Annotated in this window: 19 protein-coding genes and 4 pseudogenes; 12 read left to right on the forward strand and 11 right to left on the reverse strand. The window is 44.6% G+C overall.

Features of this window, described 5'->3' with window-relative positions:
* Window positions 1–417: pseudogene (locus ACQEXR_RS00005) on the forward strand (hypothetical protein); the annotation flags it as partial.
* Window positions 414–797 (forward strand): hypothetical protein, encoded by a 384-nt coding sequence (locus ACQEXR_RS00010; RefSeq protein ID WP_171052139.1) that lies wholly within the window; start codon window positions 414–416, stop codon window positions 795–797. The pseudogene ACQEXR_RS00005 and the gene ACQEXR_RS00010, both read left to right, overlap by 4 nt.
* A 147-nt stretch (window positions 798–944) precedes the next feature.
* Here ACQEXR_RS00010 and ACQEXR_RS00015 read toward each other — a convergent pair.
* A pseudogene (locus ACQEXR_RS00015) lies at window positions 945–1228 on the reverse strand (IS5/IS1182 family transposase); the annotation flags it as partial.
* A gap of 57 nt (window positions 1229–1285) precedes the next feature.
* On the opposite strand from ACQEXR_RS00015, the gene ACQEXR_RS00020 reads away from it, so the two are divergent.
* Complete coding sequence (locus ACQEXR_RS00020; protein WP_240800879.1) at window positions 1286–1642, forward strand: AraC family transcriptional regulator; 357 nt, start codon at window positions 1286–1288, stop codon at window positions 1640–1642.
* 73 nt (window positions 1643–1715) lie between these two features.
* Here the strand turns inward: ACQEXR_RS00020 and speB are convergent, their stop codons facing one another.
* Both speB and speA read right to left on the reverse strand, forming a co-directional pair.
* The gene (speB, locus tag ACQEXR_RS00025; RefSeq protein ID WP_426953193.1) at window positions 1716–2642 is read right to left on the reverse strand and encodes an agmatinase; all 927 of its coding nucleotides are present in this window, start codon (window positions 2640–2642) and stop codon (window positions 1716–1718) included.
* On the reverse strand, window positions 2643–4610 hold the full coding sequence (speA, locus tag ACQEXR_RS00030) for an arginine decarboxylase (protein ID WP_331418257.1): 1968 nt from the start codon (window positions 4608–4610) through the stop codon (window positions 2643–2645).
* Between the two features lie 229 nt (window positions 4611–4839).
* Here speA and ACQEXR_RS00035 point away from each other — a divergent pair, with 229 nt between their 5' ends.
* A complete protein-coding gene (locus tag ACQEXR_RS00035) occupies window positions 4840–5361 on the forward strand; it encodes a DUF2058 domain-containing protein (RefSeq protein ID WP_138971152.1) in 522 nt (173 codons plus the stop codon).
* Window positions 5362–5445: 84 nt separating this feature from the next.
* Here the strand turns inward: ACQEXR_RS00035 and cspE are convergent, their stop codons facing one another.
* Window positions 5446–5658 (reverse strand): transcription antiterminator/RNA stability regulator CspE, encoded by a 213-nt coding sequence (cspE, locus tag ACQEXR_RS00040; RefSeq protein ID WP_138971153.1) that lies wholly within the window; start codon window positions 5656–5658, stop codon window positions 5446–5448.
* A gap of 323 nt (window positions 5659–5981) precedes the next feature.
* A pseudogene (locus ACQEXR_RS00045) lies at window positions 5982–6491 on the reverse strand (beta-ketoacyl-ACP synthase); the annotation flags it as partial.
* On the opposite strand from ACQEXR_RS00045, the pseudogene ACQEXR_RS00050 reads away from it, so the two are divergent.
* Both ACQEXR_RS00050 and ACQEXR_RS00055 read left to right on the forward strand, forming a co-directional pair.
* Window positions 6489–7385 (forward strand): annotated as a pseudogene (locus ACQEXR_RS00050) (NAD(P)/FAD-dependent oxidoreductase); the annotation flags it as partial. The pseudogenes ACQEXR_RS00045 and ACQEXR_RS00050 sit on opposite strands and share 3 nt — an antisense overlap.
* 82 nt (window positions 7386–7467) lie before the next feature.
* Window positions 7468–7719 carry a DUF3081 domain-containing protein gene (locus ACQEXR_RS00055; protein ID WP_138971154.1) on the forward strand — a complete coding sequence of 84 codons (252 nt, stop codon included), beginning with the start codon at window positions 7468–7470 and terminating at the stop codon, window positions 7717–7719.
* 44 nt (window positions 7720–7763) lie between these two features.
* Here the strand turns inward: ACQEXR_RS00055 and ACQEXR_RS00060 are convergent, their stop codons facing one another.
* Window positions 7764–8123 carry a DUF413 domain-containing protein gene (locus tag ACQEXR_RS00060; protein ID WP_138971155.1) on the reverse strand — a complete coding sequence of 120 codons (360 nt, stop codon included), beginning with the start codon at window positions 8121–8123 and terminating at the stop codon, window positions 7764–7766.
* A gap of 197 nt (window positions 8124–8320) precedes the next feature.
* On the opposite strand from ACQEXR_RS00060, the gene ACQEXR_RS00065 reads away from it, so the two are divergent.
* On the forward strand, window positions 8321–9214 hold the full coding sequence (locus ACQEXR_RS00065; protein ID WP_138971156.1) for a LysR family transcriptional regulator: 894 nt from the start codon (window positions 8321–8323) through the stop codon (window positions 9212–9214).
* 91 nt (window positions 9215–9305) lie between these two features.
* Here the strand turns inward: ACQEXR_RS00065 and ACQEXR_RS00070 are convergent, their stop codons facing one another.
* Window positions 9306–9509, reverse strand: coding sequence for a hypothetical protein (locus ACQEXR_RS00070; protein WP_138971157.1), 204 nt, complete (start codon window positions 9507–9509; stop codon window positions 9306–9308).
* A gap of 147 nt (window positions 9510–9656) precedes the next feature.
* On the opposite strand from ACQEXR_RS00070, the gene ACQEXR_RS00075 reads away from it, so the two are divergent.
* From ACQEXR_RS00075 to ACQEXR_RS00085, 3 genes are read left to right on the forward strand one after another with little or no spacing between them, the layout of a single operon-like run.
* The gene (locus tag ACQEXR_RS00075) at window positions 9657–11024 is read left to right on the forward strand and encodes a DNA-3-methyladenine glycosylase 2 family protein (RefSeq protein WP_427019602.1); all 1368 of its coding nucleotides are present in this window, start codon (window positions 9657–9659) and stop codon (window positions 11022–11024) included.
* Window positions 11021–11497 (forward strand): methylated-DNA--[protein]-cysteine S-methyltransferase, encoded by a 477-nt coding sequence (locus ACQEXR_RS00080; protein WP_427019557.1) that lies wholly within the window; start codon window positions 11021–11023, stop codon window positions 11495–11497. The genes ACQEXR_RS00075 and ACQEXR_RS00080 overlap by 4 nt, the downstream gene beginning before the upstream one ends.
* 4 nt (window positions 11498–11501) lie before the next feature.
* Complete coding sequence (locus tag ACQEXR_RS00085) at window positions 11502–11906, forward strand: hypothetical protein (RefSeq protein ID WP_427019558.1); 405 nt, start codon at window positions 11502–11504, stop codon at window positions 11904–11906.
* Here the strand turns inward: ACQEXR_RS00085 and nhaD are convergent.
* From nhaD to ACQEXR_RS00100, 3 genes are all read right to left on the reverse strand, one after another.
* The gene (nhaD, locus tag ACQEXR_RS00090) at window positions 11899–13335 is read right to left on the reverse strand and encodes a sodium:proton antiporter NhaD (protein WP_331427393.1); all 1437 of its coding nucleotides are present in this window, start codon (window positions 13333–13335) and stop codon (window positions 11899–11901) included. The genes ACQEXR_RS00085 and nhaD overlap by 8 nt on opposite strands.
* Before the next feature lie 239 nt (window positions 13336–13574).
* On the reverse strand, window positions 13575–15365 hold the full coding sequence (locus ACQEXR_RS00095) for a leukocidin family pore-forming toxin (protein WP_427019559.1): 1791 nt from the start codon (window positions 15363–15365) through the stop codon (window positions 13575–13577).
* Between the two features lie 443 nt (window positions 15366–15808).
* A complete protein-coding gene (locus ACQEXR_RS00100; RefSeq protein WP_138970841.1) occupies window positions 15809–16711 on the reverse strand; it encodes a LysR family transcriptional regulator in 903 nt (300 codons plus the stop codon).
* Between the two features lie 121 nt (window positions 16712–16832).
* Between ACQEXR_RS00100 and ACQEXR_RS00105 the strand changes: the two genes are divergently transcribed.
* On the forward strand, window positions 16833–18851 hold the full coding sequence (locus ACQEXR_RS00105; protein WP_427019560.1) for an alkyl/aryl-sulfatase: 2019 nt from the start codon (window positions 16833–16835) through the stop codon (window positions 18849–18851).
* 73 nt (window positions 18852–18924) lie between these two features.
* Here ACQEXR_RS00105 and ACQEXR_RS00110 read toward each other — a convergent pair whose 3' ends face one another.
* Window positions 18925–20229 carry a dicarboxylate/amino acid:cation symporter gene (locus ACQEXR_RS00110; RefSeq protein WP_426953176.1) on the reverse strand — a complete coding sequence of 435 codons (1305 nt, stop codon included), beginning with the start codon at window positions 20227–20229 and terminating at the stop codon, window positions 18925–18927.
* A 447-nt stretch (window positions 20230–20676) separates the two neighbouring features.
* Between ACQEXR_RS00110 and ACQEXR_RS00115 the strand changes: the two genes are divergently transcribed.
* On the forward strand, window positions 20677–21297 hold the full coding sequence (locus ACQEXR_RS00115) for a LysE family translocator (protein WP_138970842.1): 621 nt from the start codon (window positions 20677–20679) through the stop codon (window positions 21295–21297).
* The last annotated feature ends 260 nt before the right edge of the window (window positions 21298–21557 follow it).

Raw genomic sequence — 21557 nt, forward strand, 5'->3', positions numbered from 1 at the left:
GGCTTTGTAAAAGAATTAGGGAAGCGGATTGGTAATATTGCTCTTGGAATTTCTGCCGCCAGAGGTGTGGGTTATGTTGGTTTACTTGTGGGGGCCGTTAGCGGTGTCGATAACATTTTCGAAGCGTGCAAGGTGGATGGTACTGGCGAGTGTGGCAAGACAACAACTCGTGAAGTCGTTGGGTTTATTGGTGGCTGGTATGGAGGCCTAAAGGGCGGAACAGTTGGTGTTAGTCTATTTGTGCTTGCTGTTGGTGTAACGGCCTCAACTCCGATACTTGCTCTTGCTGCCATCGGTGGAGCGGTTGTTGGTGGGGCCGTTGGCGGTGTCGTTGGAGCAACAACTGGCAAAGCGATTGGAGATATCATGTATGAAAAGACAATCGAACTTTATGAATGGGGTGAGGATTTTCTGTGATTGAGGTTCTTAAAGATCTTGAAACTATTGTTGTTGGTTTGCTTTCTGCTTATGCCATTGTTTGGTCTGTGCCAGCTGTCTTTATGAGTGCAGTTGTTAGCTTAGGTAGTTTAAAACATATAATTTTTATTGATCAGCAGTTAGCGAAAGATCTTGATAAGTATTATGACCACAATGGTTATATGCGTCCTAAATATCAATTGTCTTGGGAGATTGGTAGCCGTTGCTTTGATTATTGGGTTAAATACCCATTCATACGTAAGCGTTCAACAACCAAATCAACGAAATTTAAAGTGTTTATGTGGGTTAATGCTTTAGGTATGTGGAGCTATATAGGAATTATATTTTCAACTTTTATTGAAAAATTGCTTGGTATTTAACTTTGATACAAGCACTTGTCATGTTTTCGACTCGGTCTTCGAGCTATTGGATGTTCCGCTCTGAGGAATCCCCTGATGATTTAGATAAAAATCGGCTTTGTTTCCTAATTCGATTTCAGTTAAAAACACGCCTAACATGACTAAATGTTAGGCGATCACCATCGTTTCGGGCATACTAGTCCTGTGAGCTTGTTTAACGCTTTTATCATGGCGTAAGTTTCACCAACCTGAGCATTGTAGTTTGTCAGACTTAATCGCCCACCGAACAACTGCTTAACTCGATACATTGCTGTCTCTGATAGTGAGCGTTTATGATAGCCGTACTGCTTTTTCCACTTATTGTTGGAGCCGTAGAGCTTTTGGCAACCTACCGCTAAATTCCTAGGGTGGCCACTCTCCCAGAAGGCAGCCCCTTCTCTAGGAGGGATGAGTACTTCCTTAGCTCTATAGCCTTTCTGTTCTTGGGGCTAACGGGACGCGAGCTTAATGTGACAGCGATTCACCTCCCTTACGCTGCTCCTGAATATCACCGCCAGTATCAGCAGCGCTTTGCTTGTCAGGTGAAGTTCAATCAGGATGAGTTAGTACTGCGGTTTGATGCCGAGCGGCTTGCGGTTCAGTTCGGATGTTCTGAGAGAACGTTGAGACGGCACTTGGAACAGTGCTGCACGAGTTATCAGCAGCTTTTGAATGAAGTGCGTGCCGATCTGGCTAAAGAGTATCTGGTTGGGACGCGTTTAACGGTAGAAGAGATTGCGTTTCGCCTTGGCTACAGTGATAGCGCTAATTTTCGTCGAGCATTTAAACGCTGGACAGGAACAACTCCCCAACACTTCAGAGCATAAATCTAGCGGCACAGATAGAACAAATGCCAGCAAAAATGCTGGCATTTGGTCGATAAATGGATGAGCTTTAAGATTATTCGCTTTCGCGATTAGAAGCCCATACGTACATCAGTTCAAGAGCAATGGTTGCTCCTGCAAGCGCTGTAAGGTCACTCTGGTCATAAGGTGGAGAGACTTCCACTACGTCCATGCCAACAACGTTGATGCCAGCTAAACCACGTAGAATCTTCAACACTTTATCTGAGTTCAGACCGCCACAAACGGGTGTTCCTGTACCTGGAGCGAAGGCTGGATCGAGACAGTCGATATCAAACGTTACATACACTGGCTTATCACCAATGATGTCACGAACACGTGCTACGATGTCCTCTGTGCTCAGATCGTTCGCTTCCATCGCATTGATAACGTTGAAGCCGTGACCATCTTGTTTGTATTCAGTACGGATACCGATCTGAACCGAATGCTTCGGTGAAATCAGCCCTTCGTTTGGCGCATGATAGAACATGGTGCCGTGATCATAGCTGCTGCCGTTAGCATAAGTATCGGTATGTGCGTCAAAGTGGATCAGAGCCATCTCTCCGTGATGTTTCGCGTAAGCGCGTAAAATCGGCAAAGTGATGAAGTGATCGCCACCCAAAGCTAACATGGTCTTGCCGCTTTTTAGGATTTCACTGGTTGCCGCTTCTAAACGGTAAGTGAAGTCTTCAGCATCGCCACAATCAAACACTAAGTCGCCCGCATCGATAACTTTCGCACGGTCGAAGACGTTGAAGTTCCATGGGAACTTTTTGCCTTCCCAAGCCAGATTGACTGACGCGCGACGAATCGCATCCGGCCCCATACGTGCACCTGGTCTACCTGATGTCGCCATATCTAGCGGCACACCGAATACCACCAAATCGGCGTCGGCTGAAACAGGGTTGCGCAGGTACGGCTTGCGCATAAAACTCATCGAGTTTGAGTAGAGTGAATAATCAGTCTTAGTGAACAAATCATTCATTTAAAAATCCTCTAAATAGGTGTAACCCGCTAGGCCACCTTCTAATTCTTCTAGAACGGTTTTCTGCTCGCTCGCTTCTACGCGCTCGGCAACCAGTTCACGATAGTGGTGACGAATCTTATCGACGTCGATATGAACGTAACGCATCATGTCCTCAACGGTATCACCCACGTCTATACGCTCAATGACCGTGTTGCCCGTGTCGTCAACCGTGACAACCGCGCTGTGAGTATCACCAAATAGGTTGTGCATATCACCAAGGATCTCTTGGTACGCGCCAACGAGGAAAAAGCCCATTAAGTATGGTTTGTCTTTGTTCCAAGCGGGCACTGGCAAGGTAGTTTCGATGCCTTGACCTTCAACGTACTGTTCAATTGCACCATCTGAGTCACAGGTGATGTCCAACATGACCGCGCGACGGTCTTCCACATTTTCCAAACCTGATAGAGGCAGAATAGGGAAGACTTGATCGATACCCCAAGCATCCGGTAGAGACTGGAACAGCGAGAAGTTGACAAAGAACTTATCCGCTAGTCGTTCGTTCAGCTCGTCCAGAATTGGGCGATGGAAGCGGTTTTTATTGCTCATTTGGCGGCTTAGTTCGAAGTAAATTCGAAGCGAAAGCTGCTCTGCCCATGCACGTTGCTGAAGATTCAGTACACCAGTCGCAAACTGAGAATGCACTTCTGCTAAGTCACTTTGAGTATCGTTATAGATCTCGATCAGAGCTCGTGCATCGCTGCCATCTTGGAGGTTTTCCCAGCTACGCCACATATTTTGTAGCAAAGTTGGGTCTTCTGCATCGGGTGCAACCACATGCTCTGGATGATACGCTTCCGTACCAATAACGTTCGTGATCAATACCGCATGATGAGCAGTTAAAGAACGACCTGACTCTGAAATAATAACAGGAACTGGCTGTTCATACTGCTGACATACGTCGCCCACAGTGCTCACGATGTTGCGAGCATACTCGATCAGACCGTAGTTCATCGAGTTTGACGATTGGCTGCGAGTGCCATCGTAATCAATCGCTAGACCACCACCAATGTCGAAGTATTTGATGCTAGCCCCCATAGCACGCAGTTCGCAGTAAAAGCGAGCAGACTCATTAACGCCATTGCGGATATCGCGAATGTTAGCCATTTGCGAGCCAAGGTGGAAGTGTACCAGTTGCATTGCATCTAGCTGATCTTCCTGTTTTAGGCGTTCGATAACGGTCAATACTTGAGAAGCGGCTAAGCCGAACTTCGATTTTTCGCCACCGCTTGATTGCCATTTGCCCGCTCCTTGTGAAGCGAGTCGGATGCGGAGACCTAGGCGCGGTTTAACGCCTAAACTTTCAGCTTCTTTTAGTACCAAATCAAGCTCAGAAAGCTTCTCTAGTACGATAAATACTTTGTGACCCAGTTTCTCGCCGATCAGGGCAAGGCGGATGTACTCTCTGTCTTTGTAACCGTTACATACGATCACTGAGCTGGCTTTTTGCGCCAGTGCGAGTACAGCGAGCAATTCAGGCTTACTGCCAGCTTCAAGACCAAGTTGTTTTGTTTCCAACTGAGCCTGACTTTCCAGGATTTCGTCAACAACTTCTTTTTGCTGGTTAACCTTAATTGGATAAACCAACAAATAGTTATTTTGGTATTGGTTTTCTTCAATCGCTTGGTTAAACGCTTGGCAAATACCATGCACGCGTTGGTGCAAAATCTGTGGGAATCGAACTAGTACTGGCAGGTTGAGTTGCTTTTGCTCTAGCTGCGAAACGATGTTACTCAATGGAATTTGGTGCGCGTTATCGCTGCGAGGTGATACATACACCTCACCCTGATTGTCGATACCATAGAAGCCTTGGCTCCAGTAGTGAACATTGTAATCAGCGCGAACACGGTCAAGTTTGGAAATGTTTTCCACATCAAATCTCACAAAGACAGAGATAAAAAAACATGATTCAGAATGGCCTGAAATCATACCTGATACGGGGCTGGATAGGGTTAAAAGCCGTCGTGTCGAGCGCATTAACGGATAAATATTAGCTTGAGTCCAACAAAACAATTTTGTCGCCACGATTGAATATGAACTCTGTGAGTTATATTAGAGCCTTTATCTGGACTTAGTGAAATTCAATCACAAGACTAACCTTTATTTGGCTAGGTTGAACCGCTAAAATGGGCACAAATTGAATAGTGTTGGATGAAACATGGCAAAATTAACACTCCAAGAGCAAATGCTAAAAGCGGGCTTGGTGAACGAGAAAAAGCTTAAAAAAGCGAAGAAAGGTTCTAAAAAATCGCGTGTTCAAGCACGTGAAGTCAAAGCTGCAGTTGAAGAGAATAAACGTCAGCAACAAGAACGTGATAAAGCGCTGAGCAATGAACAGAAAGAGCAACGCTTGAGCAAAGAAATTCAGGCGCAAATTAAACAGTTGATCGAGATGAATAAAATCGATCTTAAAGACGGTGACATCAAGTACAACTTTACCGATGGCACGTTAGTAAAATCTGTTTATGTTGAGTCTTTAGTTCGTGATCAACTGGCAAAAGGGATCTTGTCTATTGCGCGTAGTGAAGAGTCTTACGTTGTGATTCCTAGCAGTGTCGCCAAGAAAATTGCATTGCGTGATGAGAGTGCGATCATTGAGCAGAATGCGCCAGCTGAAGACCTTCCAGCAGAAGATGATCCATACGCTGATTTTGTCGTGCCAGATGATTTGATGTGGTAGAGCAAAATACCGACAAATAAAAAACCAGCCACTAGGGCTGGTTTTTTTTAATCTTAAATAGATGACGCTAAGGTCAATCTAAAATTAAGCAGCTACAACGTTAGCAGCTTGTGGGCCTTTTTGACCTTGTTCAACTTCGAAAGATACGTGTTGACCTTCTTTCAGAGTTTTGAAACCTTCAGAAGCGATTGCACGGAAGTGTACGAATACGTCAGCGCCGCCGTTTTCAGGAGTGATGAAACCGAAGCCTTTCTCTTCGTTGAACCATTTAACGATACCAGTAGTTTTGTTAGACATAATCTGTCCCTTATATAAATTGAATTAATCTTCGTTTATGCGCTGAAAATTTGAACTATTTAATGTAACAATGAAGCTAAGGGAAACACAGAGGATAACGCCGGTAACGCAGGAATTCTAAGGATTTACTTTTGACTTGCAGTTTCACTAATAACTCTGAATTGCAGAGCGAATAAATCTTACCTTATTCCACACGGTTGTAAAGAGATATTTTGCTAAAGTTGGTTATTTTTTGCTCACATTGACATTAAAGCCCTCATTGAGGGCTTTAATTGAGTAGAACGACAACCTAAGAAAAAATCTTTTTATCACGGAGAGTTAACTTAGATCTTCTTAAAGATGATCGAAGTGTTGATGCCACCAAAGGCGAAGTTGTTACTCATCAGATATTCGACCTCTAACTCTCGACCATTGCCAGTGATGTAATCAAGGTTGCCACACTGCTCGTCAAGAGAGTCTAAGTTCAATGTTGGGCTGAACCAACCAGTGTGCATCATCTCTAGGCTTAACCACGCCTCAATCGCACCACAGGCCCCAAGAGTATGACCAAAATAACTCTTTAGAGAACTGATGGGTACCTTGCCTAGTGCGTTGGCTGTTGCGTTACTCTCTGCGATATCACCACGATCAGTGGCGGTTCCGTGTGCCGAGACATAGTCGATCTGCTCCGCTTTGATGCCTGCATTTTCTAATGCCATCTCCATACAGATTTGCATGGTTTCCATCTGTGGTTGGGTGACATGGGCTGCATCACAGTTGCTGGCAAAGCCAATGATTTCAGCGTAGATTTTAGCGCCGCGAGCCTTAGCATGTTCATACTCTTCTAGAATCAACAAGGTGTCGAAATTCGTTACAAACATGAACTGACGGCACTCGAGTTCATTGACCAGCGCTCGCTGCTTACGGTCACGGATCATCAAGGTAATCCCTATCAGATAGAAGCCGATTATGTGCTCGATGCCAGTGGCTTTGGACGTGTTCTACCAAGAATGCTCGATCTTGAAGAGCCATCGTGTCTTCCACCACGTAAAGCGATTTTCACTCATATCGTTGACAACATTGACGTTGAAGATATGGAGTATGACCGCAATAAGATTCTGATCTCTGTCCATCCTGATAATCATGATGTTTGGTACTGGCTAATTCCTTTTTCCAATGGCGTGTGCTCATTTGGTATTGTTGGTGAGCCTGAGTTCTTCGACAAGTACCCACAAGACAAGATAGAGGCAATTGAACAGCTGGCTAGTGAGGAGCCGGGTTTGGCTCGCTTGTTGGCGAATGCTGAGTATCCTAACCCTGCTGGCGAACTCGGTGGTTATTCAGCCAACGTTAAACATCTTGCGACATCGCACTACGCTTTGCTTGGTAACGCGGGCGAATTTCTTGACCCAGTGTTCTCTTCTGGCGTGACTATTGCGATGAAATCGGCACACTTTGCGGCAGATTGTATTGTTCGTCAGCTCAGTGGACAGGCCGTGGATTGGCAAAAAGAGTATGCTGAGCCTTTGATGGTTGGCGTTAACACCTTCAGAACCTACGTAGAAGGTTGGTATAACGGCACACTACAAGATGTGATCTTCTATCAGCGCCCAAACCCGCGTATTAAAGAGATGATTAGCTCAATCTTGGCTGGATATGCTTGGGATACTGATAACCCATATGTCAAAAATAGCCAGCAACGATTAGCGACCTTGGCGGAATTGGTTAGAGAAGACAAAAACGTCTAGATTTTGATACGGCTCAAGGTTCGGATTGGCTAAATAGGCCATTTCTGCTCATACTTTCAGTGTGAAATAAAGGAGGTTGGGGATGAAAAACGAACTTGATCCGAGCAAAATTCTTATGGCATATGAAACCGTTATGGCGAATGGAACGCCAACTGAGCACGGTAAAATATATGAAGGGGTGGAGGCATTCTCCGACTATGATGGCTATAACGTCTATATGCGGGGGAATGGCGTCGAGTTAAAAGTTGGTTTTCACAACACCTACCACCTCGACTATGACCAAGAACATCTGCGTGACAGCTTTCTTAAGAAAGTGGCGATGCTCGCTAAATAGACAAAGCCCTGAACGTATTGCGCTCAGGGCTTTTAATTTGGTGCTTAATCTTCTTCTACTAAGCTTGCGTCTTCTGAGTAGTCATCAGCGCCTGCTTCAGGTTTATTGCGGCCATTTAGAGTATGGAAACGCTTGCGGCCACGAGCTAACTGAACATATTTAAGCCATACACGCTCAAGTTTTGATTTCGCTTTGCCTGGATGGACTAATACTTTGACAAAATGTTTCTCTTCGGCGTTTTCAGGCGTTAAATCACCAGACTCTAAGCCAAGCATAGTGTCGCCATAAAGCGTTAGAATTTCTTCCTCAGCAAGCGTAAAATCGCCAGACTTAGCGAATCCTCGTGGGAACTTAGTATTGTCGTAAAAACGTTTTTTGCCATGACGAAATTCGGTGTCAGACATTTTGTTAGCCTCTAATTGATCCTAAATGGGTGACCTAGAGCGAAAGTTAGGCGTAAAATTAACAAAAGAAAAACAAAACCTTTTTATCATTACTATTGAATAGTTTTATTAAATTTAGATAACACTTTAGTGACCTGAAGATTATAAGAATTCATCGAACTTGCTAACATTGCAAGATTGTCGGTAGAGGAAAACCAATGGACGTAAAAGTCTTTAGAACGTTTTTAGAACTGGCTCAAGTCAGACATTTTGGCAAAGCGGCAGAGAATCTGTACATCACCCAAGCGGCTGTTAGTGCCCGCATTAAACAACTTGAAAGCTACTTTGATACCCAGCTATTTATTCGAGACCGAAACAACATCAAGTTGACCTCTTCTGGTGAACGACTCATCGGTTATGCCGAAGTCATGGTGAGTACTTTACAACAGGCTAAACTGGAACTTTCGTTGGAAAGTGGCAAAGCCCTGCAATTAACTTTAGGTGGTACTGCCAATGTGTGGGATGCCTATCTTCAGAACTGTCTCAGCCTAGTGACCGATGAATTTGAAGGTTATGGCTTTATGGCTGAGATCTTGGGCCGCGAAGCATTAACTCGTCAATTGCAAGAACGCACCCTCGATATGGCTTTCGCCTTTGATCAAATTAAAGCAGATGAACTTCACTGTAAAAAAGTCGCCGATGTCGTGCTTGTGCTGGTCTCGACTAAGCAAGATGCGTTAGATACGGTATTTGAAGATAAGTATGTCTATGTTGACTGGGGGACGAAGTTTGCCTCTGAGCACGCGGAGCGTCACGCTAGAATCGCAGCGCCTTACTTACGTACATCTACAGCCAGAATTGCTTTGGAATTCATCCTTGAAAAAGGTGGAAGTGCTTACTTACCAATCTCCCTCGTCGAGCCCTTCTTAGCAAGTGGACAGCTGTTCAAAGTTCAGGGAGTTGAGGATTGGTATCGTCCTATCTACCTCAGCTATCGTAAAGCGAGCAGTTCGGTAGATGCGATTAAGCAAGTGGAAGAGTTGGTGAAAACGATTGACCCAGTCACTGCATATAGCTTGCAGCAGATGGCAGATTTTTCCGTCGCTGAATAACTCGCTTTAAATCAAAGCCTCGCTAATGCGAGGCTTTATTGTATCTATGTTGGACAAGATAGCTGCTAACGCTACCTTGCGACTACTGCTTTTAAAGGCTCATTAAGCTCTCAATTGACTCCTCAATCGTTAATTCATGATAGCGACGTATCGACTGACCATCGAAGGCATCAATTAAAATTTTGTCGATATTGATGGGGCCGTGTTGGTCAATAATGCCTAAGATTTGTTCAACATTATCGCATGTCATAGTGAGATCGCTTTTAAGCACAACAGTGCAAGAGTGTAGATGCATAGCCAACTTCCTTATTATTTTTTAAGGTTTCATCTATAACTTTAGATGAGGAAAATGGCTTCGCAATCTCATTGAGTGCCGAAAATGGCTAGTATTTATTGTTATCCGATTTAGAATTTAAATAACAGTTTGAAGCGTATCGGAAAAATGATGGCTCAGGGAATGACATTTTTGACAAAAAAAGATTGCCATAACGCGAGAATGGCAAGAGACAGCCGTTTTGATGGGTGTTTTTACGTGGCAGTGAAAACCACAGGAATCTTTTGTCGACCGATTTGCCCAGCAAATCTACCCAAGGAAGAAAACGTCGAGTACTTTTTTGATAAGGCCCTCGCATTGCAGGCGGGTTATCGACCTTGTTTACGCTGCCGCCCAGATAGTGCGCCAAGTTCTTGGGCATGGAAAGGCGTCGAGGCGACATTTCAGCGTGCGGTTAAGTTAATTGAACAAGGCGCTTTGCAACACGCTTCTTTAGTCGAACTCTCTGAGCGACTCGGGATCTCAGACCGCTATCTACGTAAGTTGTTCAGCCACTATATTGGCATGTCCCCCAAGCAATACGCGCTGTGTTATCAATTGATGTTCGCGAAGCAGTTGCTGCATACCAGCCGTCTCTCCGTGACAGAGGTTGCTTTGGCGAGTGGATTCAATAGTCTTCGTCGTTTTAATGATGCGTTCAAGCAGCAGCTGAAATTGACACCGTCCCAGATAAAGAAGGATTTGGTGGCTTGTGCAGAGACGAATCATATCGATCTTGCTTACCGAGGCCCCTTTGATTGGCAGCACATGCTCGATTTCTATCGTTTGAGAGCGATCGACGGATTGGAACGGGTGGGGGCAGACGACTATCAACGTTGCTTCGAGTTGGAAGGGCAAGCCGGTTGGTTTTGTGTATCAAACCCCAAAACGGGCATTGTAAGATTGCAGTTTAAACTCGATGATATTTCGTGCCTGAGGTCGTTGGTTAATCAGGTTCGGCGTATGTTCGATCTCGACAGTGACTTGTTACTGATCGAGAAACATTTACATGACATCGAGCCAAAGCTAATCAAGCAATCGGGTATTCGTATCCCTGGGGTTTGGAGTCCTTGGGAAGCGGGGGTCAGGGCAATTCTTGGTCAACAGGTCTCTATCAAAGCCGCCATTGGGCAATTGAACTTGCTGGCAACCACTTTGCAGCCAGATGGCGTCACGCATTTCCCCACTCCGAGTGAAGTGAACGGTGCAGATTTATCATTCTTGCGGATGCCTCAAAGCCGCAAGGATACGCTGGCAAGATTTGCTGCCTACATGACCTGTCACCCTGATGCGCCACCGGAGTCCTGGCTTGAATTAAAGGGAATCGGACCATGGACGATGAACTATGCGCGTTTACGAGGCGCTTCAGAACCTAACTGTTTTTTGGAGAGTGACCTAGTGGTGAAAAAAGCACTCAAGGCTTTCCCCAACCTCACTACGAATGCAGTTTCTCCTTGGGGAAGCTACGCAACCTTTCATTGTTGGAGTCACGCATGACAAACTACTACACCACATTTCAATCACCATTAGGTGTCATGATGCTGCAAGCGAACCAAGAGGGGCTAGTCGGTGCTTGGTTTGAAACTCAAACGACTCAGCCAGACAGTTTGGGGATCTACACGGAAGACAACCCCATTCTTTGCCAAGCGGTTGTCCAATTGACTGAGTATTTCTCTGGCTCTCGTACCAATTTTGATCTTCCTGTTGCAGCCAAAGGCACCGTATTTCAGACTCAAGTTTGGAAGGCGCTAGCCACTATTCCATATGGAGAAACCTGGAGCTATCAGGATCTTGCTAATGCGATTGGTAACCCCAAGGCTGTTAGAGCCGTAGGGTTAGCGAATGGTAAAAATCCTGTTTCTGTGATTGTACCGTGTCACAGGGTGATTGGAAAAAGTGGTAAGCTAACAGGGTACGCAGGAGGCGTAGAACGCAAAGCGCAGCTTTTGCAGTTAGAGCAATCGGAGTGATGGAATGGTAACACGGATAAAAAGTACTGCGTTGTTGGTGTGTGGTTTATTGCCAGCCGCCCTAATGGGGTGTTCAGAAGAGAAGACTGAACGTATTCTCAACAAGCAAACGTATTCGTTTGAAGGGGTCTTCGAAAACCAGTACAACAGTGATCTGCTGGAATTTAAAGACGCTCAAGTGACTTTTATCAAGGAGAACCATCTGGATGTGATAAAAACGTTTGAAGTGAAAGATAACTATCTGACCATCCAGATGCGCAATAGCTCGAAGGAGAAGCGTGAAGACATCGTAATGCGAATTCACGGCGATAACGAGTTACTGACGTGCAACGTGTGTGCGAAATACCAGTTGGCCAGTACGTGGCAAAAGAGAGATTTCTCTCCTTTGCCCGCTGAAGTGATTAAGTAAAGAGAGCACCATTTAGCAATAGATGGGCAGCAATACTAGCCACGTAGCCCATCGCGATGACTGGCAGCCATTTCAAGTGACCAAAGAAGGTGTATTTTCCATGCGCCGCTCCCATCAATGCTACACCTGCTGCTGAGCCTATCGACAATAAGCTTCCTCCCACACCAGCAGTAAGAGTGACCAATAACCAGTTGCCCATACTCATGACTGGCTCCATGGTCAATACCGCAAACATCACTGGGATATTATCGACAATGGCAGAAAGTATTCCGACCATCACGTTCGCTAGCACCGGATCCCATTGGGTATACATGACTTCAGAGATCATACCTAAATAGCCTAGAAGGTTCAGGCCGCCAACGCACATCACGACGCCATAGAAAAATAACAACGTGTCCCATTCTGCATGAGAGACGCGTCGGAACACGTCAAAAGGCACCACTGAGCCTAAACGTTTTAACGCATGATCATCTCGATTTTCTATTGCCCGCGCTGCTTTTTTATGTAGAGAAGCTTTAAGGGTTTTGCGCAAGAAGAATCCGAAAAATTGCAGATAGGCGAGCCCCATCATCATACCGACCACGGGCGGAAAGTGCAGGACAGCATGAAAAGCAACCGCTGTTGCTATGGTAAGAACAAACAAAAAGACGATGCGCCTAGCTCCTCGTTTTAGCTCGACATGTTGGTGGACGACATCTGGGCGAGTCTTAGGAATGAAGAACGACATAATAAACGCTGGCACAAGGTAGTTGATGACGGAGGGTACAAACAAGGGCATGAACTCTCCAAACGAGACGTGCCCTGCCTGCCAAACCATTAGAGTGGTGATATCACCAAATGGACTGAAGGCACCTCCGGCATTGGCCGCGATAACGATGTTGATACAGGCTAGATTAATGAATTTGGTATTATCGCCTGCAACTTTCATCACGACTGCGCACATTAGCAGTGCGGTGGTCAGGTTATCGGCGATCGGTGAAATAAAGAAGGCGAGAATACCGGTTAGCCAAAAGAGTGATTTAAAGTTAAATCCTTTGCCGACCATCCAAGCCTGAAGTGCATCGAACAGCCGCCTCTCTTCCATTGCGCTGATGTAGGTCATCGCAACTAACAAAAACAGCAATAACTCCGCATACTCAAGCAGGTTATGTTCCAACGCAGCCTTAGCAACTTCAACCTGATCGTATTGGGAATAGACGTAACCAATCATTGCCCAGATTAAGCCTGCGGCAAGTAATACAGGTTTTGATTTCCTTAGCTGCAGGTACTCCTCTAGCATCACCAAGGTATAGGCGATAGCGAAGATGATGAGCGATGCATAACCAATGGTGGATTGGGTTAATGGTAAAACTTGTGTGTTCGAGGAAGCAGCAAATGTTGAAAAAGGTAGCAAAAAGAGGGTGACAAAAAGGGACCACTGCAATTTCATACTTTCACTCCTTGGAAAGCTGATTGTTGTTATCGTAAAACTATTCTAGAGAGGATTTAGCTGTGGTTATGTGAGATAAGTTGGATCCGATTGTATTCATTAAACATTTGTGATCTAAATGTTTGTTTTTTTTGTGGCGATAACAAGTAGAGTTATTGCTTATAGAGGAAAAGATCCCCCCCTGACATTAGAGTCAGGGGGGATCTTTTTGTCTGTAGTGTAACTTATATGGCGAAATATTAGTTAAAGAGGTTGGTAAAAGAAGTCATCGTCCTTACACTGACTTGTGAGTCGTCATAGTCATATAAACCGAGATTACCTGTGGTTTTATCGTGTCCAAGCTTTTGGTCAAAAAAGACATTGTTCAGGTTGTCACTGTTTTCTAACCACTCCCAGCGCTGGCTTAATTTCATCGCACAGGGCTGCAATCTACCCAGTGACTCTCCGTCGAGACATTTCTTGTTGGTTGTGCTCACGTAGCGACCAAACTGATCATAGATAAATGATTGTTGAGCACTATTAGAAAGACAATTGCGCGTGCTTAGCGTACCGTTGCTACTCGTTTGAATACATCGGTTATTAAAACTCGCAAGTTGTAGATTGACAGGTCGACCTCCCGTAAATACAGGGTGTGTCCAATCGACGGTGAAGCTGGTGTTAACACCAACTCTTCGGCGTGGAGTGTCTTCAAAACTATGGTAGGAAAAGTGATTGCCAAAGAAGTAATAGTGGTAATAACGCCCGTGATAGAATGGACGCATGTTGACCGAAGACTCAATTGTAAAGCGTGTGGTTCCTGTCTCGTTTGCATTGGCTTTATAGATAACATCCATTTTTGGGACAAAACCTGAGTACGAAATCGGGCTTATACGGTTGAGATCAACAGGATATCTATCCCATACAAACACTGTATCGGTTCGTTTGTTCATCAAAGAGGCTGCGGTCCGAAATTGCTCTCGGTTCCACTTGAAAGTTATGTTTCTTGGCCCATTGGTGTTACGTTCAACACGATAATCGGACGTGTTAAAGGTTAGCCAACGGCTCTGATTATAACTCGCTTTAGCTTCTAGTTTTCTCTTAGCGTTTTCTAAGTTGCCGGATATCCCCAGTTCGAAACCAGATACTTCTCTTACTTCATATTGTGAGTTGATGTTGGATCTGGGGAATGTTTTTAATACCTGCGCTTTGCTATTCGAAGCATTAAATGTGAATCGATAATCTTCAGCGATAGCGTCAGTTACCCATTCTGTGTCGTAAGCATTTGACGTAGCTGACGTCCGATTATATGTCCTATGAGTATCGAGTTTATTGTTTAGGTTAATTCCAGCGCCGGACGATTCGTCATCTAAGCTAATACGAACGATTTTTGCGTCGGGAGTTGCTGAACCTGTTGTACCATATTGCAATGAACGTGCGAGACTAACTCGATAAATCAAAGATATATTAGGATAACTACAAAGGTACTTTTTAGAGTTGGGTGAACCAAAAAGTCGGGATTTTTGAAATCGACATTCATCGAATGTTATCCGTCGATTGACGTTTAAATAAAATGCTACGTGTGGAAGAGCCGCAGTGTTTTCCGACCGAGCGAATGAAGACGTATCGGTCTCAGTACTCAGTTCCAAATTACTCACGTTAGGATCATCTTCACTATCGACAGGAGAGAACATTAACTTCCCTTTGTATCTACTGACTATGAGAAAGTCACTGTCAAAAGTTAAGCCAATTTGTTGCCTCAACATTGATTTCGCTTGTTGTTTTTGCTCCTCGTCTTCAATCATGCTGAAATCGACAAGATAGCGATGATTTTGATTTAAAATGTCATCATTAACTGTCTTCATGGATGGGATATTGTTCTCATTGGTGAGCCAATAATCCGCATTAAAATATCTCACTTGGCTGCTATCTTGAAGGCTACTAAGCATCTGGACAGCTCTGCCTTGCGGTTCGTTAATGTTCGCTTGCGCAGTGTTAATAAAAGCTAAGCTTGCAAGGATAGCTATAGCATTGAGTGTTTTATTTCTCGGCATCACAAAAACACCTCTATGTAATCATTGTGCTAATTAATTCTGTTTTTTCCTACAATTGTGTTTTCTATCTCAATTAATAAAATAAATGATAGTGCCCAGTGATAAGGAAAATAAACAGAAGGCTATTAAGTCGTTATTAGATAACCACGTAGGCAGTATTGATACATGGCTAGCTAATATTGATAACCTAATTGTTAATTATGTTGGCTCAGTATCTAAGTTAAATATTTGTTAAATTTCAGTCGTTTCATTGCTTATCCCTTCTTGGGATGATGAATGTATACAGTTAAATGTGGTGATATTTGAACGAGTGTTGTAAAAAAACCTTCATTTAATTTAAATAAAGACAATTACTAAGTTAGTGAAGTATAAATTAGTTAAACCTCTATTTTTATGGGTCGGTTCCATTATTATTGTCAGGATATTCCTTGTGTAAGAAATATTTACCCGCTAATGAAGTAGGATTTGAGTTTATTACGTAGCCATTGGTTGGCTGGATTGAATTTCATTCGATTGTGGGCCATTAAGCGATATTTGACAGGGATACTGGTGAAAGGTGCATCCATAACTTGTAAATCGAGTCTATCTGCAAACTGGTTGGCAAGGCTTTTAACCACAGCGGCGAGGCAGTCACTGTTGGAAATCATGGTCATCTGCGACACTAGCGAGTCGCACTCCGCAGCAACTCGTCTCTCACCAATTGACTCTTCGGTGAAATAGTCGGCGAGGTAAGCCTGTTCCCTTCTCATCTTTAGTGTAACGTGCTTCTCTTCGTAAAATTGTCGGAGATCGACTGACTTATTAATCCTTGGATGTCCCCGGCGGGCAATGATGCAGATTTGATCGTCAAACAAGAACTCAGAAAAGAATGAAGGGGCAGAGTAGTTGGCAAAATCAATCGCGAGATCGGCTTGTTGTCGATTGAGGTTGTTGATCAGTTTCTCTTCACTCGACAAGGTTGGATGTAGTTCGATTTCAACGTTCCCCAGTTCCTTATCCGCATCGATTTTCGGCAGTAAGGTAAGCATGATGGGCTCTGTTGTGTAGACCACAAAACGACGTGAATGCTCGGTAGAAAATGCTTCAATACCTTGTATCGCGTTATGAATCTGACTCAGCGCAGGTTCAATTTGGCGCACTAACTCTTGTGCCTGATGGGTAGGCGCAATTCCGCGACCAGCTCGAACAAACAGTTGAACGCCGAGTTGTTTCTGCAAACGTTTCAAGACACCACTAACACCTGGCTGGGTTAATCCCAATACCTCAGCGGCAAGAGTAATCGAACGCTGTTGATAAACGGTAATGAATATTTTCAGCAAATTGAGGTCAATGTTGTCATTGCTCATTCTGGTTCCTTCAATACATAACAAAATGCGATGTTTCAAATAAAGTTACATGCATGTATTTAGATGTGTCAATTGAATAAAGTACATTTGTACCCAATAACGAGACACTATGAGGCTCCCTATGACTCGACGTTTTTTACCCTCAGCGATTTCATTGGCACTTATCGTTTCACACTCTGCTCTGGCTGACTATGCCAGTTTAGAAACGTACCAAGGCAACCCTGCGACTGAGCATACTAAGAGTGCAAACCAAGAACTTGCTAAACAACTGCCTTGGCAAGATGTATCAGCATTTGAGCGCACCAAGAAAGGTCTTATTGCGGAATTTGGTAGTCATCAGGCTGGCGAGTTAAAAAAGCGCTTTGATTACATGGCGGAGATGAATCTTGAACAACTGCCAGCAACGGTAAACCCGTCTATTTGGCGTCAGGGGATGCTCAACTATGCGGCTGGTGGTCTGTATCAAGTGACGGATGGTGTCTACCAAGTCCGAGGCGCGGATCTGTCCAACATGACTATCTACCGCACTGATAATGGCTATGTTATTCATGATCCTTTGTTATCCAAGCAAGCCGCCGCTGCCTCATGGGAATTTGCCAAAATGCATCTGCCAAAGGTCAATGGTGAACACAAGATTACCGGTATGATCTATTCGCATATGCACGCTGACCATTTTGGCGGCTCTCGAGGCATCATAGAGTCTGGTGATTTCATTGAAGGTGCGCCGATCTATGCACCAAACGACTTTATTAAAGAGCTGGCAGATGAAAATGTGATAGCGGGTACCGCGATGAGTCGCCGTGCTAACTACCAATACGGTACCACTTTAGATAACAACCCTCAGGGTATTGTTGATAATGCTCTTGGCTTGGGCACTTCGCGCGGAGAAGTGACTTTGGTTGCACCAACCCAAGAAATCTCAGAACGTGAGAAAGTCATTACTATTGATGGCCTTGAACTTCACGCGATCAATATGCCCGGTGCGGAAGCACCAGCTGAAATTGTGCTTTACGTTCCCAAATATCGTTCCCTAAACACAGCAGAACTCACTTATGACGGTATGCACAATATCTACACATTCCGAGGGGCTAAAGTTCGTGATGCCTTAGTATGGACTAAATATCTTACTGAGCTAAAACTGCGTTATGTTGATAGCGGATTGGTCGATAATATTCATGCGGCACACTCAGCGCCAGTGTGGAATGAAGCGAATACGGAGAACAATGAGATCTCGGACTACATGACGCTTCAGCGTGACAATTATGGCTTTATCCATAATCAGGCGATGCGTTTGGCAAACCATGGTGTGACGATTCATGACGTAGGGCGTGAAATAGAAAAGATCATTCCAGAGTCCCAGTTACAAACTTGGCACACCAATGGTTACCACGGTTCATACAGTCACAACGCTCGTGCTGTGGTGAATTTGTATCTTGGCTATCACGACATGAACCCAGTGAACACCAATCCGTTGCAAACTAAGGATAAGTCTTGTGTTTATGTAGCCGCCGCAGGCGCTGACACGTTGTACAAAGCAGGTCAGGCACACTACAGCAAAGGTGAATACCAGCAAGCGTCACAATTGTTTAATGACTTGGTGCAGTGTCAGCCGGATAACATTAATTACCGTTTTGCGCTTGCAGATAGCTTTGAACAACAAGGCTATCAATCAGAGACAATGGCATGGCGCAACTCGTATCTGCAAGGTGCTGTAGAGTTAAGAACCGGTAAAGTACAACCTTCGATTAAACTGGCCTCAGCAGATGTGATTGCCAATACACCAACCGGTATGTTCCTCGACTTTTTAGCGGTGCGACTGAATGCAGAAAAAGCAGAGCAGGCAGGGTTGGACTTTAGCTTTGGTATCCACCATCCAGACATCAATGAGCGTTATTTTGGCGAAGTATCGAATTCCAATATGGCGAACATCGCCGTTGAGACGATGCCAAACACGGATGTAGAGTTAGTGATCAATAAGACTGACATGACAGAAATGGTGTTGGGGAAAGCATCTCTCGATCAATTGTTGAAGTCTGGCAAAGTGACAATCAATGGTAATGCGGACCTGATTAATCAACTGACGGCTTCCTTAGATGACTTTGACGGCATGTTTGAAATTCTGCCAATGCCAACCAAGTAATGTAGGTCGATAAATAAAAAACGCCTCGATAGTGATATCGAGGCGTTTTAGTTTGTCTGACGCGGGTTAGCGATTAAGCTTCAGAGCGTTTTAAGTGAACTTCTTCTTCAGCCGCACCTGCCATTGGGTCGTTGAAGCGAGATTCATCAAGCGCACCTTCAGATTTAGCAACAATGATGGTGACTGCGCTGTCACCTGTGATGTTAACAGCAGTACGAATCATATCGAGTAGACGGTCAACCCCCATGATCAGTGCGATACCTTCCAGCGGTAGACCTACTTGGTTTAGTACCATTGCTAGCATAACTAGACCAACGCCTGGAACACCTGCCGTGCCGATAGAGGCTAGGGTTGCTGTGAGGATAACCATCAGGTAATCACCCATCGTCAGGTCAATGTTGAACGCCTGTGCGATAAATGCAGTCGCAACACCTTGCATGATTGCAGTACCGTCCATGTTCACCGTTGCACCTAATGGTACGGTAAACGATGACACACGGTTCTCAACACCCATGCGGTTCTTAGCCGTTTCCATTGTCACAGGAATCGTTGCATTTGAAGACGCCGTCGAGAAAGCGAACATAATTGCGTCTTCCATCTTCTTAAGGAAGGTGATTGGGCTAAGACCAGTAAAGCCTTTCAGCATCAGGCTGTAAGTCACCAAACCATGCAAAAGTAGCGTGCCAGCCAGTACGAGGAAGTACTCTGCCAAGTTAACAATTGCACTTAAGCCCAGACCTGTAAACAGCTTCGCCATCAGGAAGAATACACCGTATGGTGCCAGATTCATCAGAATCGCAACCAGCTTCATGATCACGTCATTCAAATCAGAGAAAAATGAAGCGATGCGTTCGCCTGGTTTACCTGCTGCACTGATCGCAATACCGAATAGCACGGCAAACACGATGACCTGAAGGGTTTTACCTTCAGCCATTGCGCTAATTGGGTTAGTCGGGAACATATCAATGATCACCTGACCAAGCGACGGAGCTTCAGCAGATTTGAATGAGCTTGCCGCTGTTAGGTCAGCGCCTGCACCCGGTTGGAATAGGTTACCCATAGTCAGTGCTAATGTGATAGCAACTGCCGTGGTAGCGATATAGAAAGCAAGGGTTTTGCCTCCCATACGACCCAAAGTAGAAAGGTCTTTTAATGAGCTAGTACCGCAAACCAGTGAAACAAACACCAGTGGTACAACAAGCATTTTTAAGCTGGCGACAAAGATCTGTCCACCGACTTCAAATAATCCATTAACAATATATGCATCGACAAATCCGTTGTCAGCAAATAGGCTGCGAATCGCAAATCCTGTCAAGATACCCGCTACCATACCGAGAATAACACGGCTGGTTAACGACATTGGCTTCTTGGTATTCATAGAGAACACTCCTTATAGTTATGCACCCTGAGTTCATTTCAAGGCGAGCAGGAGGTTAGCAGGCGAATGAAAAAATAAGAAAGCAAAATAGTGCAGGGGATGTGTAGATGTGACCGCTGTCACTGCTTTTTTGTGGTATTTAACGGCGTGTTAACTAAATTGTGCAAAGTTATTATCTATAAAATCGCAAAATTAACACTGAAAATCCTAGCTGTTAAAATAGAAGCCTTTCTCATTACGTGAGAATCCAAATGCATATAGTCATAGGGTTGGTCGAAAAGTGCATATATAGTCAGGAGTTATTCAGTTAGAGTCGTAATTTTCGATACGTCGCTTCTCGTACTGATAGGGACATTCTGTGCCTCTATTGCTTATGTCGGTGTATGGTGTTTGGCTGTACATTGCATTATGTTAGATCGCATTACTACTACTCACGATCTAGGTTCTATGAATACTGCTTTGCTGGGAATGTTTATTCCGACTTTTTTCTTTGTCTCCATTACTCCGGGGATGTGCATGACGCTTGCTCTAACATTAGGTATGAGTATCGGTTACCGACGAGCCTTGTGGATGATGGCGGGTGAACTGGTGGGCGTTGGATTAGTGGCGATAGCGGCGGTGGTCGGTATTGCTGCGGTTATGCTCAACTATCCTTGGTTGTTCGTTGCACTGAAATTTATTGGTGGTGGGTATCTACTTTATCTTGGCATCCAGATGTGGCGTTCAAGAGGCAAACTCGCGATCAATCTGGAACAGCAGGCTGCGGTACCACAAAGTGATTGGGACTTGGTGATTCAAGGATTTGTCACTGCTATTGCGAATCCCAAAGGTTGGGCTTTTATGATCTCTCTTCTACCACCATTTATCGATCAAAAAGCCGATCTCATGCCACAACTTGTGGTACTCGTCTCGATTATCTTAGTGTTTGAATTTATCTGCATGACGCTATATGCCACGGGTGGAAAAGGATTGAAACGCTTACTGGGTCACTCTCAAAATGTCCGTTTAATGAACAGAATTGCCGGAACATTGATGATGGGAGTTGGCGTGTGGTTGTTTGTCAGTTAACGATGCGTCTTTCCCACTTAGGTGAATGCGAGTGAACCTATTACCAGCCCCTGAGTAGCTCCCTCTCTCAGGGGCTTTTTACTTTGAGCGTATTGGCGTGTTTGTGGGTCAACTCGCGCGAAACGCAATGGGGTTGTTTGCCTGTCGGGCTTTCTAGTCAAAAAGATTTGCAGGGAGTAAGGTTAGTTTCGATACTGGAACTGCTGTACGCTTTAAATAACGCTATTATGCTTCAACAAATTGCGGTCTAATGATTGCGT

Origin of the sequence: Vibrio sp. TRT 2004, from assembly GCF_050113735.1 — a bacterium.
GTDB lineage: Bacteria > Pseudomonadota > Gammaproteobacteria > Enterobacterales > Vibrionaceae > Vibrio.